Source organism: Nesterenkonia sp. AY15, from assembly GCF_022565855.1.
In the GTDB taxonomy this organism is placed as follows: domain Bacteria; phylum Actinomycetota; class Actinomycetes; order Actinomycetales; family Micrococcaceae; genus Nesterenkonia.
The window spans coordinates 1-16,319 of record NZ_JAJOYV010000006.1; the positions used below are offsets into that span (position 1 = coordinate 1).

Here is a 16,319-nt window from a genome sequence, read left to right on the forward strand (position 1 = left end):
TTGTCGTCATCGGCGTGATGCTGCGAGATGCCCCGGGTCAGCCGGCCAGCGGCGAACCCGACACCAGCGGCGATCGCGAGAAACGCGACCGGCCGACGGCGCGCGAAGCTCTGGACCTCCTGGAGGACCTCCTTGGGATCATGATCCTCGAGCCAGCTCGCGGTGGTCTCGGCGCGGGAGTTCAGCTGGTCCACGAGGTCTTTCGCGACCCCGGGCTCAGGCTTCTCACCACGCGCGATGCGCCCGACGTCATCGCTGAAGGTGCGCACCGTGACTGCCGCCCGATCCAGCTGCTCAGCGGCCTGGGACTCCAGCATCGTGCTCGCCTCACCGCCGAGGCGCTTGGCCTCACGCACCGCGTCGTCCTTGACCCCAGCGGCCTCCTGCGCCGCGGTGTCCTTCACGGCCCGGCCGGCGTCCTTGGCATCACCGGCCACGTCCTGGGCCGCACTCTTGGCCTGATCTGACTTGGCCTGATCTGACTTGGCCTGATCTGACGTCGCCTGATCTGACCTGCCCTGCTCGGATGAGCCCTGGTCTGATGTGCTCTGGCCAGTGCTGGGCCGGCTCGCGCTGGCCGGACCGGACCGGGACTGGTCGGTCGTGCCCGGAGAACCTGTCTCGGAGGCATGCCGGGCGGAGTAGCCCGGTTCACCGGTCACCGGCTCCAGACCCGAGGGGGCGGCATGGACCGCGGGCACAGGTCCGGTCGCATCTGAGTCTGGTGAGGATGTCCGGGGTTCAGCTGCGGACGGGGTCTTGCTCGCGGCATCCTCTGGATTGGAAGGACGCGGGGATGTGTTGATGGGGTCAGTCATGGTTGCCTTTCGTCAGGGGCGACGGCATCGACACGATCTACGATGCCGTTCACTCCTGACGCTAGGAGCGGTGACTGTCGTTTCACTGACGACAACGTGTGCGTTTCCCCCACGTCCCAGATCAGTGCGCCACCCCGTCGGCGATCGGGTTTTGTGCCGGGCACGCCCGGCCCGGGGGATGTGGACGTGGAGTTCATGCGCCCTGTCACGGGCCCCGGTACCCGGGCCCGGGCTCCGTGGCGGTCCGCGTCCGCCGCCACCAGTCGCGACGTCACTGTCTGCACGGCTCCAAGTCCTGGATGCCACCGTCGTTTCGGCCGTGCGTCTTGTCCGACTCGCCCTGCGCGGGGCATCGCCCTCGGCAGTCACCCCCGTCGAGGGAGCGCACCGACGCATCGACGCGTCGAACAGCCGACCCTCGGGGATCCATGAGCTGCCGGCCTCGGGGTCTTCACGCCGCAGCGCGGGGCGCGGAGGTGCTGTGAGTCATGCTCAGTCTGACGAACGCGGTCAGCGGCGACGCTCCATTGCTCTCAGTCCGGACCGGCCGCCCTCAAGCTCCTCCGCGCAGCGTATTCGCCTTCGTCACGACATGGTTTGCGAGCAGCACCGCAGGATCAACGAGCGGTCGCGGGGACTCCTCGGTGGTCATCGCCAGGGGGATCTCGGTGCAGGCCGCGACGATCACGTCGGCGCCCTGGGCGACCAGGGATTGGGCCACCCTGACCAGGGCGGCGCGCAGCTCGGGGCCGAGGTTGCCGCCCTTGACCGCGTAGATCGCCTCCATCACCGTGTGCTGATCGGCGGCCTCGGGAACGATCGGCTCCACCCCGTAGGCGGCCAGGCTGTCCTGGTAGAGCCCTGCGGTGAGGGTCGCATCGGTGGCCAGCAGACCGGCGGCCTTCACGTAGGGCAGGGCACTGAGGTGCTCGGCGGTCACGTCGATCATGGAGACGTACTCCAGGTCCACCTGCTCACGGACCCGCGGCAGGAAGGCGTGAGAGCCGTTGCAGGCGGCCACGTAGAACGCGGCGCCGGCGTCTTTGAGCTGCTGGGCGCCCTCCGACAGCTTCGGCGTCGGGTCCTCTCCGTGGCCCACGATCGCCTGCGAGCGGTCCGGGACGGTCGGATCGGCCCAGATCATGACCCGGAGGTGCTGCTGATCCGTGGCGGCGGGAGTGGCCGCGATCAGCTTCGAATAGAAATCGACGGTGGCGGCAGGACCCATGCCGCCCAGGATCCCTACTAGGGGGCCCTGGGCGGCTGGGGCTGCGGCGGTGTTGTCACTGGTCATCAGCGAAGAGTGTACCCGGGACGCCCGCTGAGCAGGGCCCGTCGAACACTGCGGACTCAGCCCACCGAGGTGGTCTGATCCCGCTCTCAGTCGAGGTTGCGGTCACGCTTGCGACCACGAGCGGGGGTGTGGGTCGAGCTTTCGCTGTAATCCCCGTTGCCCTTGTTCAGCTCCTCGACCAGCTTGACCTTGCGCCGCTCGTGCACCTCGGCCAGGCGTGCTGCCCGGCGCGCACGCCGACGGCGGGTGGGCCAGGTCGCGATCAGCAGGATCACGGCGAACAGCACCGCGAGCGCGACTACGGCGACACCGGCGTCGATCCAGAACTGCTCGGGGTAGAGCTGGATCAGCGTGGAGTCGGTCGGGAAGGTCCAGGTGCCGTCGGCGAAGAAGATCCGGTGGAACTCGGCGAAGAAGAGCTGCCAGTCGATGATCGCCAGGACTGCGACGGCGATGATGAGGCCTAAGGTCACCCAGGCGCCGGCGAAGAGCCCGCGGGCCACTCCCCCTGGACGCCAGGCGCGAAGCAGAAGCGCCAGGATCAAGGTGATCACCAGCAGGAGGACGCCGATGAGCATGGCCCAGAGGACCACGAACTTGACGTCGACCATGTGCGCGACCTCACCCTCGGTGAACAACTGTTCTCCACCGGGCGCGAGCTCTGACAGGTAGCGCGAGTTTGCGAGGTTGGTCAGGAAGTCTGTGCCATAGGAGCCGTAGACCAGCCGGTCATCAGCGTCCATGCTGTAGGCGCCGTCCGGAATCCATGGACGGTTGTAGGCCACCCAGAGGAAGAGCGGGGAGGCGACCAGGCGCACTGCGGCGACCAGCAGCAGGATCGGAGTGAAGATCGCGATCAGGACCTGGAAGAAGCGGGAGACGCCACGCTTGGAGCGGGCGACCTCATCGTTCAGGTCAGCGTCGGTGACGGACTCGTCCGAGCCGTAGGCCGCGTGGGTCTGACTGGACCCTGGACGATCGGAGCGATCAGCGGGAACTACGGCTGTGTCCTGATCGTCGGACTTCGCTTCGGCCCGATCACGACGACGCTGCTCACGTCGGCTCAGTTCCGCGGCGTTCTCCGTCGGCTGGTCGGTATCAGCACCCTGGTTCGGCGTCGCTGGAGTAGGGCTCGGCGTGGCCTGCTGCGTGGTTCTGGAATCCCCCGCAGCGCCTGATGCTGCTGCACCTGAGGTCGCGGCACCTGCTCCCTGTGCACCTGCCGCAGCCGCTCCGGTGAACGTGGTCGTGTCATCCGTCGAACGGGTGTCCCGGGGCGAGCGCAGATCATCGAGGGAACGCGTGGCATTGGGGCTCTCCGCACCGGCGCCCGGCGCAGGAGTGCGCGAAATGCTCTCGGTGGGGGCGTCCCTGCCCTGGTCGTGACGACCGGACGTGTCCTGCGGGTCGCGGGTCGCCGGGATGGCCTGGGTGGCCTGCTCATCGGGCTGACCGACGCCGGCCTGGCCTGCGCCTGACTGACCCGTGCCTGACTGACCGGTGGCTGACTCGGCTGCACCTCGTCGACCCGACTGGGCCGGGCGCTGGTCACGCTCGGCGCTCAGGTTGTCGTCGGGAAAATCGGGCTCTTCGGATGCGAAGGCACCGTAGTCCAGCCCGGATTCAAAATCTTCGTTCTCATCGGCGGGCCTGCCGGCCTCGTTCCGATCGGAATTCGCGCTCATATCTGCCTCTCCACGCATTACTGACTCTCCTCAACAGTATGAGCGCGGCACCCCTTATGTGGGGAGGAAGCGCGGAGAGTCGGCGTCGGGCCTCGTCTCAGGTGCTCGCGAGGCGCACACCGACTGCAGGTCAGCTTCTTCGCGGCCTGAGGCGGCGTGGGGGTCACCCAGAGTCTCGGCGCTTGTCCTGGGGCTTCCTCCTGCTTCGGAGGGCGCTCAGCGCAGTCACCCTCCGGACTCGCGTAGGTCGTTTCAGTGCAAAGCTCCCGCACAGCCTTCACCAGCGCCAGGACGACATCGGCGTCTACATGCAGGAGCTGAGGTCCTGACGATCGGGTTCGAGCGCCGTTCCAATCAGCTTGCGCCCCTGCGCTTCATCCTTGTCTGAGCCTGTGGTGCGGCCCGGTCTGCACTCCGGAGTCAGATCGGAGGACGAGGGTGGGCTCGAGGTTCTCCAGCGCAGATGTTCGGCAACCTGCCAGGTGCGGTTACTGCTGCCTCGCAGGTGCCGTCGTCGTCAGCCGCCGGCGCAGGGTCTTGCGGCTGTCGAGTTCCAACTTCTTCAGAATATTGCGGACATGGGTCTCGACCGTCCGGACCGAGAGCACCAGGTGATCCGCCACCTCCCGGTTGGTCAGGCCCCTGGCGACGTGTCTGGCGACCTCACGCTCGCGTCGGGTGAGCACATGCAGCCCATCGTCGAAGTCAGCCACCACGCCGGCGCCCGCGGCTCCTCCGCGGATTCCCGCTCTCAGGCGCTGGCGGGTCTGACCGACATGTTCTGCGAGAGGCTCCACGCCGCACCGGGTGAACACCACCCCAGCCCAGGCCAGGAGGCCCAGAGCGCGAGTCCGATGCTCGCTGAGAACCTCGGGGTGCGCGGCACAGAGGTCAGCGATGTCCAGCGCCAGCAGCGCTCGGTGCAGCCGGAAGCTCCCCCGTTCAGCCTCCCCCGGGGAACGCTGCGGCTGCATGATGAGATCCAGCAGATCGATCGCGGCGAGGAGGCGCCCCATGCCTTGCCGCGGATCATCTGCAGTCAGCCCGGAGAGGTAATTCTCCGCGTATCGGCGCGAAGCGGGTGTTGCCGGGATGCTGACATCGCTGACCGTCTGGAGCAGGTCCCGCGCCTCCGCGCTCCGGTCCTGCTGGCACAGCAGGCGCCCCAGGAGCGTGACCTGCATCAGACCGATGACGCTCCACGGTGACTGCCGCTCCTTCAACGCCAGCAGCAGGTCCAGCGCACGCGGGTTCTCCTCTCGCAGCAGGCAGGCCCACGCTTCGACGAACACGCAGATCGCATCCGCCGCCGTCGGTTCGGGACCGTGCTGGGCCTTCTTCACGACATCGAGCAGCCGCTCACCGCGCGCCTGTCCACGGGCCAGGGGCACCAGCGCCGCGAAGGCATAGCCGATCAGGGCATGGACGTCTTCACCGTTGTCCAGGCCATTGGCCGCCACGCGGGTAGTCAGCTGCTCCGCTTCGTCCCAGCGTCCCGAGTAGAACAGCGAGAGGCCGAAATTAAGCCGAGCAGAGTCCAGATAGTCAGTAGCAGGCTCCTGGACAAGGGATTCGAGCATCCGAAAGGACGCCCGACACTCGCCGGCGAGCCGCATCCGAGCACCCAGCGCGGACCGCACCGCACTCGCGGCGAGCCCGGTCCCCGCGCCAGGCACTCGACGCGCCAACAGGTCTCGCAGCTCCGCCACACTCTCATCAGGGGCTCGCTCCCCCCGGCCCTTGGCGAGCACACTCCACATCTCGATGATCACCATCAGCTGCCCCAGATAGTCCCCCACCTCAGGGGCGTCCTCGCGGGACTCGGCTCCAGCACGAGACGCATCACGCCACTGTTGGATCTCGGTGAGCGCAGTCCCGAAGAAGGCAGGGCTGGGAACCCCGATGCCATAGGGGATCGCGAGCCTGCCACATTCGCTGACCGCGTAGGCGAAGACCACGACGTCCTCGGTCCGGCTGGCAGGGCCGGGCGGGAACAGCCCCAGTGAGGCCACGGCCTCGCCGGTGGAACCTCGGCGCAGCAGCATGAGCGCGTTCCACGCCGATTGCAGGGTCCCCTCGGGCATGTTCTCAAAGGCCACATCCAGGCCGTCGTTGATCACCTGGGGCAGCGCACGTCGACGGACAGCAAGGCTGATCAGTGCACGCAGGCCGCCCTCCTGGGGCAGCGCGGTGGTCACCTGCTCGATCAGGCTCTCAGCCTTCTCCCCGAACCCCTGCTCCTCCAGCTCTGCAGTGCGTTCGACCCCAAGCTCACCCAACATCACCAGGTGCTCCTGGTCCTCCCCGAGGCGAGCCGCACTGAGCCGGAATGCGAAGCTCTCCGGTCCGTCGTCGAACTCTGCCAGTGCCAGCAGAAGCCTGACCCGGTCCACCGGTGGGATGAGATCCCGGAGGGTGCTCTGCCAGCTGGCGCTTCGCAGCCGGTAGTTCACCCCCGCGGAGTCGCGGCTCACCAGATCCAGGTTCCGGAGTTCCGCCAGATCCTGCTCCTGCGCGTGGAGCCCACGCAGCAGGTACCACCCAGGCAGCGGCACGGCGGCCAGTGCCAACAGCTCGAGCACCTCGCGAGCGCTGGTGCTGAGTGATTCCATGCTTGCCACGATGTGCTGGCGGTACCGGCTGGCATCTTCCTGCATGGCGGTTTCCACGCGCGCCAGCACGTGCTGGGTGCTGCGCCCGGGAAAGGACTTCGTGTGTTCCAGCCAGGTGGCCGCCTCATGCACCACCACGGGCAGCCCTCCGGTGATGTGGTGGACCTGGGCGGCTGAATGCTCCGAGATGGGCAGCCCGGTCGCGGCGCTGAGATATTCGCGAACGCCCTGCTCGCTGAGCGTGGACAGCACGATGTGGGAGGCCGCCGGATTCGACTGGGCGATCTGGACCAGGCGTTTGAGATCCTCACGCTCGGGGTGCTGCATCGTGAAGAGGATCAGGCCCGGAGCTGGGATGATCTGGCGCAGGCCCAGCGTTGCGGCCTCCACCGACACCGGGTCGGCCCAGTGGAAATCCTCCACCACTGCGATGAAGGGACCGTGCAGCGCGGCCACCCCTGATCGGGCGGCCTCGACCAGTTCCTGGGGCGTTCGGATCGTCGGGGCTGAGGGATCGGCTGAGACCAGCCGGAAGACCGAAGCCGGCTTCTGCTGATCCTCCTCCAGCAGTGTCATGGAGAACTGGCTGAACCCCTCCAGGGAGGCCAGGAACTCCTTGACGAGCGTCGTCTTTCCCACGCCCGCCTCGCCTTCGATGACGACGAGCTGAGCGTGTCCCTGGCGCGCACGTTCGGCGTGTTGCTGCAGAATCTGCATGTCGGCGGATCTGCCGACGAGCTCTCTGCGAGAGATGCCAAAACCATTGAGGGTCACTAATGCTGTCTTTCTCTGCTGCGGGCCTCGAGTGTCATGATCGTGTCGGATGTGCCGTCGTACACCAGTGTGATGTGACCGGTGTCCTCAGGGAATAGGTAGAGAACTCAGTAGTCCGTGCTCTGCAGGGCCTGGGACGCAGAGCGCGGACCGAGGGCCGGCGCCCCAGCTGTTTCGGTCCGCGCCTCAGGCTGTGAGCTCCACCGTGCCGGCGTCGTATTTTCCGAGGTCCCCGGTGACCCCGGCCCGGTGTGCCCGCCCGCCCAGCACCAGGGTGTAGACCCAGTAGGCGGCGAGCACCGCGGCGCCGATGCCGATGCGCAGCCAGTGCGGCAGATCAGAGGGGGTCACGAAGCCTTCCACCACCCCGGAGATGAGCAGCACCAGCACCAGCCCGAAGGCCACCGTGATGAGTTTGCGCCCCTCGGCGGCCAGCGCGGCGGAGCGGCGCATCTGTCCCGGCGCGACCCAGGCCCAGAAGATCCGCAGACCGGCCGCCCCGGCGATGAAGATCGCGGTGATCTCCATCAGCCCGTGCGGCAGGATGTAGAGCCAGAAGGTGGAGGCCTCGCCCTGTTCGGCCATGACTCCGGCCGCCATGCCGAGACCCTGGGCGTTGACGAAGAGCACGAAGGGCACGAAGACCCCGGTCACCCCGAAGGCGACCTCCTGGGCGGCGATCCAGGCGTTGTTGGTCCATACCTGAGCCGCGAAGCTGGAGTTCGGGTGCTCCGAGTAGTAGTTGACGAACTCGGTGCCCGCGTAGCTCTGCCGGGCATCCTCCGGCATCAGCAGATCGATCTGTGGGTGATGGATCGTCCAGAGGGCGAAGGCGATCGTCACGGCGATGAACCCAGCCCCCAGGATCACGGTGAGCCATCGGATCCGGTAGAACGCCACCGGCAGGGTCTGCGTGAAGAAATATGCGCTGGAGACGAACACGTTCTCCCCGGACCCGGTCAGATGCGCACGGGCCCGGCCCAACGGGGCGGACAACGAGGCCACCACCGGCGAATCCGGCTCGGCCGCGCGGATCATGGACAGGTGTGTGGAGGTCCGCTCGTAGAGCCGCAGCATCTCATCGGCCTCTCCAGCGGAGAGTCGACGGCGCGAGGCCAGCGTGGCGAGCCGGTCCCACTCATGCTGATGCACGGCGATGAAGGCGTCGATATCCACGCCATGAGACTACCCCGTACTCAGCGCGTCACGGCGGCACCTGCGGGACCACCTTCCCTCGACGTCGCGCATGTGCCACGATGCGGAGATGACTACTTCTGCGCAGCATGCCCAGCGTCTCCTCGAGCTCCACCACCAGGCCACCCCGGTCATCCTGCCCACCGTCTGGGACGCCTGGTCGGCCGAGACGTGCGCCTCCCTCGGCTTCTCCGCGCTGACCATCGGCAGCCACCCGGTGGCGGACTCCCTGGGTGAGGCCGACGGCGAGGCCATGGAGCTGTCCGACGTCCTGAACGTGGTGCGACGCATCACCGACGTCGTCGACATCCCGGTCTCGGTGGATCTGGAGTCCGGATATGACACTCCCGCCGAGGAGCTGGTGCACCGGACCCTGGAGGCCGGCGCGGCCGGGATCAACATCGAAGACACGGTCCATTCGATGGACGAGATGCGCTCCCCCGAGGAGCACGCCGCCTACATCGCCGCGATCCGCGCCGCCGCCGACGCCGCGGGGACGCATCTGGTGATCAACGGCCGCACCGATGCGTTCACCACCGACGAAGACCCGGAGGCCCAGCTCAAGGATGCGCTGCACCGGATGCGCCTGCTCGAGCAGGCTGGAGCGGATTCGCTCTACCCCGTGAAGGTCCCCTCCCGGGACTTCCTGGAACGGATCCTGGCGGCGGTGAATACCCCGCTGAACGTGACGGCCCACCCGGTCAACGGCGCGATCCCCGAGGGACTGAGCCTCGAGGAGCTTTCGAAGCTGGGCGTGAAGCGGGTGTCCTTCGGTCCGCTGCTGCAGCGCAGCCTCACCGAGGCGATGGGTGAGATCCTCCAGCCCTGGACTCCCACCGCCTAGATGACCGCCGACGCGTGACGCCGCCCCCGGAACGCTACGCTTGGGCTCATGCGCAATGTGATCACCGGTGAAGGCGTCGAGCTGGAGCTTCCGGCCGCCTCGCTGATCACCCGCGCCGCCTCGCTGATCGTGGACCTGATCATCGCCTGGGCCGCGCTGCTGGCCTTCCTGCTCCTCTCCGGCATGGCCGCGGGCGCCGGCGCCGTCGACCCGGCCCTGGAGGCCGCGGTCATGCTCGGCGGGGCCGTGCTGTGCCTGGTGATCCTGCCGATGACGGTGGAGACCCTGTCTCGAGGTCGATCGGTGGGGCGGCTGATCTTCGGCACCCGGGTGGTGCGCGACGACGGCGGCGCGATCCGGCTGCGCCATGCCGGAATCCGCGCGCTGGTCGGCTTCGGGGAGATCTACCTCAGTTTCGGGATCATCCCGCTCTTCGCCGGGATGTTCAGTCGGCGCACCAAGCGCCTGGGCGACATGGTCGCCGGCACCTACGTGATCCGGGTCCGCCAGCCGGCGGTGAAGCCGATGATGCTGCCGGTGCCCCCGCAGCTGACCTCCTGGACCCAGATCGCTGACCTGGGCCGGATCCCGGACACCGTGGCTGCTCGAGCCTCGCGGTTCCTGCGCACCATCCAGGACAGCCCTCGCGGGCACAACACCCAGGCGCTGGAGCACACCGCCAACCGGCTGGCCGATGAGGTCGCCGGCCACGTCGCTCCGCCGGCCCCGCCCTCCTCCGCCACCGAGTTCCTGGTTGCGGTCATGGCTGAGCGTCGCAACCGCGAATATCGACGGCTGCGCATCCAGGCCGAGCGGCAGCACCGGCTGGGCCAGCGGCTTCACCGACTGCCCTACAGCTGAGCGGGACGCCTCCGCTCCCTCACGGATTCTCCAGGAGTGTTGCGCATCACATGCTCTCACCGTAAAATGAATCCGAATCATTATCTGAGTGTGGAGGAGATCTCTGTGAGCTCGCGGCTTGAGAACTACATCAACGGATCATTCGTGGCAGCCAGGGGTTCGACGGAGATGGACGTCACCAGTCCCGTCACCGGCGAGCGCGTCGCCCTTTCCCCGGTCTCCGATGCGGCCGACGTCGACGCCGCCTTCGCCGCGGCGCACGAAGCCTTCCGCTCATGGAAGTCGGTGACGCCGTCGGAACGCCAGCGCTGCCTGCTGGCGCTGGCGGACAAGATGGAGCAGCATTCCGACGAGCTGGTCGAGGCTCAGCACCGCAACACCGGACAGCCGCGGCGGATCATCGCCGAGGAAGAGGTGGCCGTCGGCGCCGACCAGCTGCGTTTCTTCGCCGGGGCGGCACGACTGCTCGAAGGCCGCGGAGCGGCGGAATACCTGGAAGGACACACCTCCTATGTGCGGCGCGAGCCGGTCGGCGTCGTCGCGCAGATCACTCCGTGGAACTTCCCGCTCATGATGGCCATCTGGAAGATCGGACCCGCCCTGGCCGCGGGCAACACCATCGTGCTCAAGCCCGCAGAGACCACACCCGAATCCACCCTGGTGCTGGCACGGCTCGCCGGGGAGGTGCTGCCCGCCGGCGTGCTGAACGTGGTGCTCGGCGACGGCAGCACCGGGCAGCTGCTCACCGAACACGGCACCCCCGCGATGGTGGCGATCACCGGCTCGGTGCGTGCGGGCCAGGCCGTCGCGACGTCTGCCGCGAAGTCGGTCAAGCGCACCCATCTGGAACTGGGCGGCAAGGCTCCTGCGGTGGTCTTCGCCGACGCAGATCTGCACAAGGCAGCCGAGATGATCCTGACCTTCGGCACCTTCAACGCCGGCCAGGACTGCACGGCGGTGACCCGAGTCCTGGTTCAGGACAGCGTCCACGACGCGTTCGTCGAGCTTCTCGCCGCCCAGGCGGCAAAGCTCACCACCGGCGAGCTCGATGATGCGAAGAACGACTACGGCCCGCTGAACAACGTGCGCCACTTCGAGACCGTCTGCACCAAGCTGGAGAACATCCCCGACCACGCCACGGTGATCACCGGGGGCGCACCGTCGAAGGACTCCAAGGGATTCTTCGTGAAGCCCACCATCATCACCGGGGTCCGCCAGGAGGACGAGCTGGTCCAGGAGGAGACCTTCGCCCCGGTGCTCACGGTGCAGCCCTTCTCCACCGAGGAGCAGGCCGTGGAGCTGGCCAACGGCGTGGACTACGCGCTGGCCTCGAGTGTCTGGACCACGAATCAGGGACAGGCGATGCGGATGAGCCGCGATCTCGACTTCGGCTGCGTCTGGGTCAACACCCACCTGCTGCTGGTGGCCGAGATGCCGCACGGCGGGTTCAAGGCCTCCGGCTACGGCAAGGACCTCTCGCTCTACTCAGTGGAGGAATACACCCGGGTCAAACACGTCATGCATGCCTTGGACTGAACGTCTCACCCTTCTCGACCCGGCGAGCCAGCCCGTCTACGAGGACCTCCAGGGTCATCTCAAAGGCTCGATCAGCCGAGGCGCGGGCGTCGGCTGATCGCAGCTCGGCTGCCCGGGCGAAGGTGGGTGCGATGTCGAGGCTGCCGCCCGGGTCGAAGATGTCCGCCGGGGCTGCGGCGTCATAGGCCGCTCCGAAGACCAGCGCCTCGATCCCGGCGATGATGTCCACCGCGGCGCGGTCTTCTATCCCAGCCGAGTGCAGGGCGCTGAAGACCCGCTCGTACATCCGCAGCGACTGCGGGGCGTCAGCGATGGGCAGCACGGCGATCAGCGGAATCAGCTCGGTGTGCTGCACATAGCACTCACGATAGGAGCGCGCCCATACGCTCAGCGCCTCCGGCCAGGGCAGCCGGTCGAAGGCGGAACAGTCAATCGATTCGTTGAGCCGATCCTGGATCAGCACCAGCACGTCCTGCTTGGAGGACACGTGGTTGTACAGCGCCGAGGCCGACACCCCGAGCTTGCGCGCCAGACCCGCCATGGTCAGATGGTCATACCCGCGCTCGGCGACCAAGGTCATGGCCTTGCCTGCGATCACCCCGCGCGAGAGCACCGGGGAGGTGGGTCGACCTCGTCCTCGAGATCGCGTCTTCTCCGCAGTCACTGTGCAATTCCCCCTGCTCATCTCGCGCCGTCGGCGACAGCGTCGACACCGGTGATCCGTCAGTCACTGGCCGCTGGCCACGAGGGCCCAGTCTATGGGCCTGACATCACCCCGGTGAAAATCTCCAGCAGGTCTTGACAACCGCTCGAGACTCCCCGTTAATGAATATAGTTAATTTATCCGCGAAGGGGAACAGCATGGAAGCTAAACGATCACTGGGCAGCAGCGAAGCGCGCGAGTGCGACGTCGTCGTCGTCGGCGCGGGACCCGCCGGGCTGATGGCCGCCCGGACGCTGCAGGCCGCAGGCCGCTCCACCATCGTGCTGGAGGCGCGAGACCGCGTCGGCGGGCGCACCTGGTCCCAAGAGATCGACGGCGCCTTCCTGGAGATCGGCGGCCAGTGGGTCTCCCGGAACCAGACCGCACTCCTGGAGCTCCTCGAAGAGCTGGGAATGGAGACCTTCACCCGCTACCGGGAGGGTGCGAACCTCTACCTCGACCGCGACGGCGTCCGCCACGAGTTCACCAGCGAGATGTTTCCCGCACCGGAGCACACTGTCGCAGAGATGCAGCGGATCATCGGGATCCTCGACGAGCTGTCCGCCTCCATCGGGCCCGAAGAGCCCTGGGCCCATCCGATGGCGCGCGAGCTCGACACCGTGACCTTCAACGCGTGGCTGCGCAGCCAGACCGAGGACGCCGCCGCCCGGGAGAACATCGCGATCTTCCTCGCCGGCGGGATGCTCACCAAACCCGATCACGCCTTCTCCGCGCTGCAGGCGGTACTGATGGCCACCTCCGCCGGATCCTTCAGCAACCTGGTGGACGAGGATTTCATCCTCGACCGCCGCGTGGTCGGCGGGATGCAGAGCGTCTCCGAAGCGATGGAGGCCCGGTTGCCCGCCGACTCGGTGCAGCTCTCCACCCCGGTGCGCACCATCGCCTGGAACCCCGACGGCGGGGTCACCGTCTTCTCCGATCGGGTCACCGTGCGAGCCCGCGAGGTCATCATCGCGGTGCCGCCGAACCTGTACTCGCGGATCAGCTTCGAGCCGCCGCTGCCACGGCTCCAGCACCAGATGCATCAGCACCAGTCCATGGGCCAGGTGATCAAGGTCCACGCGGTCTACGACCGTCCCTTCTGGCGAGAACAGGGTCTCTCCGGCACCGGCTTCGGTCCCAACGAGGTCTGCCAGGAGGTCTACGACAACACCAACCACCAGGACCATCGCGGCACCCTCGTCGGCTTCGTCTCTGATGAAGTGGCCGATCAGATGTTCACCCTCACCGCGCAGCAGCGCCGCGAAACGATCCTGCGCTCACTCGCCGCCTACCTGGGCGAGGAGGCGCTGACTCCAGAGGTCTACTACGAGTCGGACTTCGGCTCCGAGGAATGGACCCGCGGCGCCTACGCCGCGAGCTTCGACATCGGCGGACTCTCCCGCTACGGCGCGCATCAGCGCAGCGCGGTAGGTCCGCTGCACTGGGCCTGCTCCGACCTGGCGGCGGAAGGCTACCAACACGTCGACGGGGCGCTGCGGCAGGGACGCCGGACCGCCGCGGACGTCGTGGACCGCCTGGCGGGGAACACAGATGATGACGCGCAGCACACCGATCATGTGGAGGAGAACCATGGCTGAGAAGACTATTCGCCGGGTGGCGGTGGGCTTCGGCGGCGACGAGCGAAGCCTCGACGCCCTGGCGCTGGGAATCGCGCTGGCCCGGTCGGCCGGGGCACGACTCGACCTCATCCTGGTGATCCGCCAGGACTCGGCGTTCAAGCAGGAATATCCCCCGGTGGGAAGCGTCGTCGGGATCATCGCCGAACAGGCCCAGCAGTGGATCGCCGAGGCCGAAGCCGTCATCCCGCCCGAGATCAGGCACCACAGCCACATCCGCCCCGCCGGCTCGATCGCCGAGGGACTCGTCTCCGCGGTGCAGGAGCTGGACTCCGACGTGCTGGTCACCGGCTCCGGCATCGGGTTCGGCCGGATCATGACCCACCCGGCGGTCACCGCGCTGCTGCACAGCTCCCCCGTCCCGGTGGCGCTGGCCCCCGCGGGCTACCGGGCGAACACGCAGATCACCGACGTGATGGCCGCCGTCTCCGCCGCTCACCCCGACCACCAGGTCACCCGTTCAGGTGAATCCTGGGCAGGCCAGCTGGGTGCCGCGCTGACCTTCGTGACCTTCGAGGACAAGGAATCCGGTCCGGCCCGGCACGATGCCGGGAAGGGGCCCGATGCCGACGCCGGAACAGCTTCCGCTGAGCCGATCAAGCACATCCTCGCCACCGGACGGACGCTGCGCCACGCGGTGGGCACGGTGGACTGGCCACAGGGCGGGATCCTGCTCATCGGCTCGTCCCCGCTGGCGCGACGCCGGCACATCTTCCTGGGCATGACGGCCGCCCGGGTGCTCTCCCATCTGCCGATCCCCATGGTCCTGCTGCCGCGCGACCCTGACACCAGCGCGCCCGCCGCGCGCTGACCGAGGAGACCACACCATGCGCGAACCCCGCAGCACCGACATCCAGACACCGGACCGACACACCCACAGCAAGGGACTGAGCATCGGAAGCATCGGTGCGCTCGGTGCTGTGGTCATCGGTGTCTCCACGATCGCCCCCGCCTACACCCTCTCCGGGGCGCTGGGCCCCACCGCCTCCGCCGTCGGTGATCACCTGCCGGCGGTGCTGATCGTCGGGTTCATCCCGATGCTGCTGGTCGCGCTGGGCTACCGACAGCTCAACCGCGCGATGCCCGACGCCGGCACCACCTTCACCTGGGCGTCGAAGGCCTTCGGTCCGTGGATCGGCTGGATGGGAAGCTGGGGCCTGCTCGCCGCGACCATCCTGGTGCTCTCCAACCTGGCCGGGATCGCGGTGGACTTCTTCTACCTGGCGATCAGCCAGATCACCGGAGTCGACTCGATCGCGGAGCTGACCCGCAACGTTCCGATCAACGTGATCACCTGTGTGATCTTCATGGCCGCGGCCGCCTACGTCTCCTACCGAGGCATGGAGACCACCAAGACCGTGCAGTATGTGCTGGTCTCCTTCCAGGTCCTGGTGCTGCTCTGGTTCGCCGTCGCTGCGTTCCGCCAGGTCTCCGCGGGCTCAGCCTTCGACGCCACGGCCTTCAGCTGGGAATGGTTCAACCCCTTCGGCATCGAGTCCTTCTCCGCCTTCTCCGCCGGCATCGCACTCTCGGTCTTCATCTACTGGGGCTGGGACGTGGTGCTGACCATGAACGAGGAGTCTCGCGGCACCACGACCACCCCGGGGCGGGCCGCGATCCTGACCATCCTGGTGGTCGTCAGCCTCTACACCATCGTCACCCTCGGGGCGCTGACATTCGCCGGCGTCTCCGACGGCGAGTTCGGCCTGGGCAACCCCGACATCCAGGAGAACGTCTTCGCGGCGCTGGCCGGACCGGTCATGGGCCCGATGGCGATCCTGATGTCGCTGGCGGTGCTCTCCTCCTCGGCCGCCTCGCTGCAGTCCACCATGATCTCCCCGGCCCGCACCATGCTGGCCATGGGCCACTACGGCGCCCTCAACCGGAAGTACGCCCAGGTCAGCCCGCGCTATCAGACACCTGCCTACGCCACCGTCGTCGCCGTGGTGATCGCCTCGGTGTTCTACGTGGTGATGCGCATCATCTCGGAGAACGTCCTGTGGGACACCATCACCACTTTGGGCATGATGGTCTGCTTCTACTACGGGATCACCGCGCTGGCCTGCGTCTGGTATTTCCGCGGTGAGGCCACGGCCTCCGCCGGGGACTTCTTCAACAAGCTGCTCGCTCCCCTGGTCGGCGGGATCCTGCTGCTGATCTTCTTCTTCCAGACCATCTGGGACTCCATGGACCCCGACTACGGCTCCGGCTCGGAGATCGGCGGCGTCGGCCTGGTCTTCATCCTGGGCATGCTGGTCTTCAGCCTCGGCATCGCCGCGATGTTCTGGCAGCACCACAAGCGGCCGGAGTTCTTCCGCCGGCGCTTCGAGACCACCGAATTCCCTACCCTCTGACGGA

11 protein-coding genes and 1 pseudogene are annotated in these 16,319 nt (G+C 67.5%); 6 read left to right on the top strand and 6 right to left on the bottom strand.

The genetic code is table 11. The features are described 5' to 3' along the window. From LSI54_RS09750 to LSI54_RS09770, 5 genes and pseudogenes are all read right to left on the bottom strand, one after another. Positions 1 to 818 (bottom strand): annotated as a pseudogene (locus LSI54_RS09750) (hypothetical protein); the annotation flags it as partial. A 553-nt stretch (positions 819 to 1,371) separates the two neighbouring features. Continuing rightward, the gene (locus tag LSI54_RS09755) at positions 1,372 to 2,112 is read right to left on the bottom strand and encodes an aspartate/glutamate racemase family protein (RefSeq protein ID WP_241465117.1); all 741 of its coding nucleotides are present in this window, start codon (positions 2,110 to 2,112) and stop codon (positions 1,372 to 1,374) included. An 86-nt stretch (positions 2,113 to 2,198) separates the two neighbouring features. Then, the gene (locus LSI54_RS09760) at positions 2,199 to 3,797 is read right to left on the bottom strand and encodes a DUF1461 domain-containing protein (RefSeq protein WP_241478264.1); all 1,599 of its coding nucleotides are present in this window, start codon (positions 3,795 to 3,797) and stop codon (positions 2,199 to 2,201) included. 488 nt (positions 3,798 to 4,285) lie between these two features. Continuing rightward, positions 4,286 to 7,183, bottom strand: a complete 2,898-nt coding sequence (locus tag LSI54_RS13190) for a helix-turn-helix transcriptional regulator (RefSeq protein ID WP_342357812.1) — start codon at positions 7,181 to 7,183, stop codon at positions 4,286 to 4,288. A gap of 186 nt (positions 7,184 to 7,369) precedes the next feature. Further along, positions 7,370 to 8,359 (bottom strand): stage II sporulation protein M, encoded by a 990-nt coding sequence (locus LSI54_RS09770; RefSeq protein ID WP_241465120.1) that lies wholly within the window; start codon positions 8,357 to 8,359, stop codon positions 7,370 to 7,372. An 88-nt stretch (positions 8,360 to 8,447) separates the two neighbouring features. Between LSI54_RS09770 and LSI54_RS09775 the strand changes: the two genes are divergently transcribed. The 3 genes from LSI54_RS09775 (at position 8,448) to LSI54_RS09785 (ending at position 11,618) form a co-directional block, all read left to right on the top strand. Then, a complete protein-coding gene (locus LSI54_RS09775; protein ID WP_241465121.1) occupies positions 8,448 to 9,221 on the top strand; it encodes an isocitrate lyase/PEP mutase family protein in 774 nt (257 codons plus the stop codon). 48 nt (positions 9,222 to 9,269) lie between these two features. Then, entirely contained in the window at positions 9,270 to 10,082 is an 813-nt protein-coding gene (locus tag LSI54_RS09780) for an RDD family protein (protein ID WP_241465122.1), read from the top strand. Between the two features lie 105 nt (positions 10,083 to 10,187). Beyond that, positions 10,188 to 11,618: an aminobutyraldehyde dehydrogenase gene (locus tag LSI54_RS09785; RefSeq protein ID WP_241465123.1), complete on the top strand. Its 1,431-nt coding sequence runs from the start codon at positions 10,188 to 10,190 to the stop codon at positions 11,616 to 11,618. On the opposite strand, the gene LSI54_RS09790 is transcribed toward LSI54_RS09785, so the two are convergent. Beyond that, positions 11,599 to 12,282, bottom strand: a complete 684-nt coding sequence (locus tag LSI54_RS09790; RefSeq protein ID WP_241465124.1) for a TetR/AcrR family transcriptional regulator — start codon at positions 12,280 to 12,282, stop codon at positions 11,599 to 11,601. The two genes, LSI54_RS09785 and LSI54_RS09790, sit on opposite strands and share 20 nt — an antisense overlap. 197 nt (positions 12,283 to 12,479) lie before the next feature. Between LSI54_RS09790 and LSI54_RS09795 the strand changes: the two genes are divergently transcribed. The 3 genes from LSI54_RS09795 to LSI54_RS09805 are packed head-to-tail and all read left to right on the top strand — an operon-like array spanning position 12,480 to position 16,315. Beyond that, positions 12,480 to 13,922: a flavin monoamine oxidase family protein gene (locus LSI54_RS09795; RefSeq protein WP_241478265.1), complete on the top strand. Its 1,443-nt coding sequence runs from the start codon at positions 12,480 to 12,482 to the stop codon at positions 13,920 to 13,922. Further along, positions 13,915 to 14,772: a universal stress protein gene (locus LSI54_RS09800; RefSeq protein ID WP_241465126.1), complete on the top strand. Its 858-nt coding sequence runs from the start codon at positions 13,915 to 13,917 to the stop codon at positions 14,770 to 14,772. The genes LSI54_RS09795 and LSI54_RS09800 overlap by 8 nt, the downstream gene beginning before the upstream one ends. Positions 14,773 to 14,788: 16 nt before the next feature. Then, positions 14,789 to 16,315, top strand: coding sequence for an APC family permease (locus LSI54_RS09805; RefSeq protein WP_241465127.1), 1,527 nt, complete (start codon positions 14,789 to 14,791; stop codon positions 16,313 to 16,315). Positions 16,316 to 16,319: the final 4 nt, after the last annotated feature.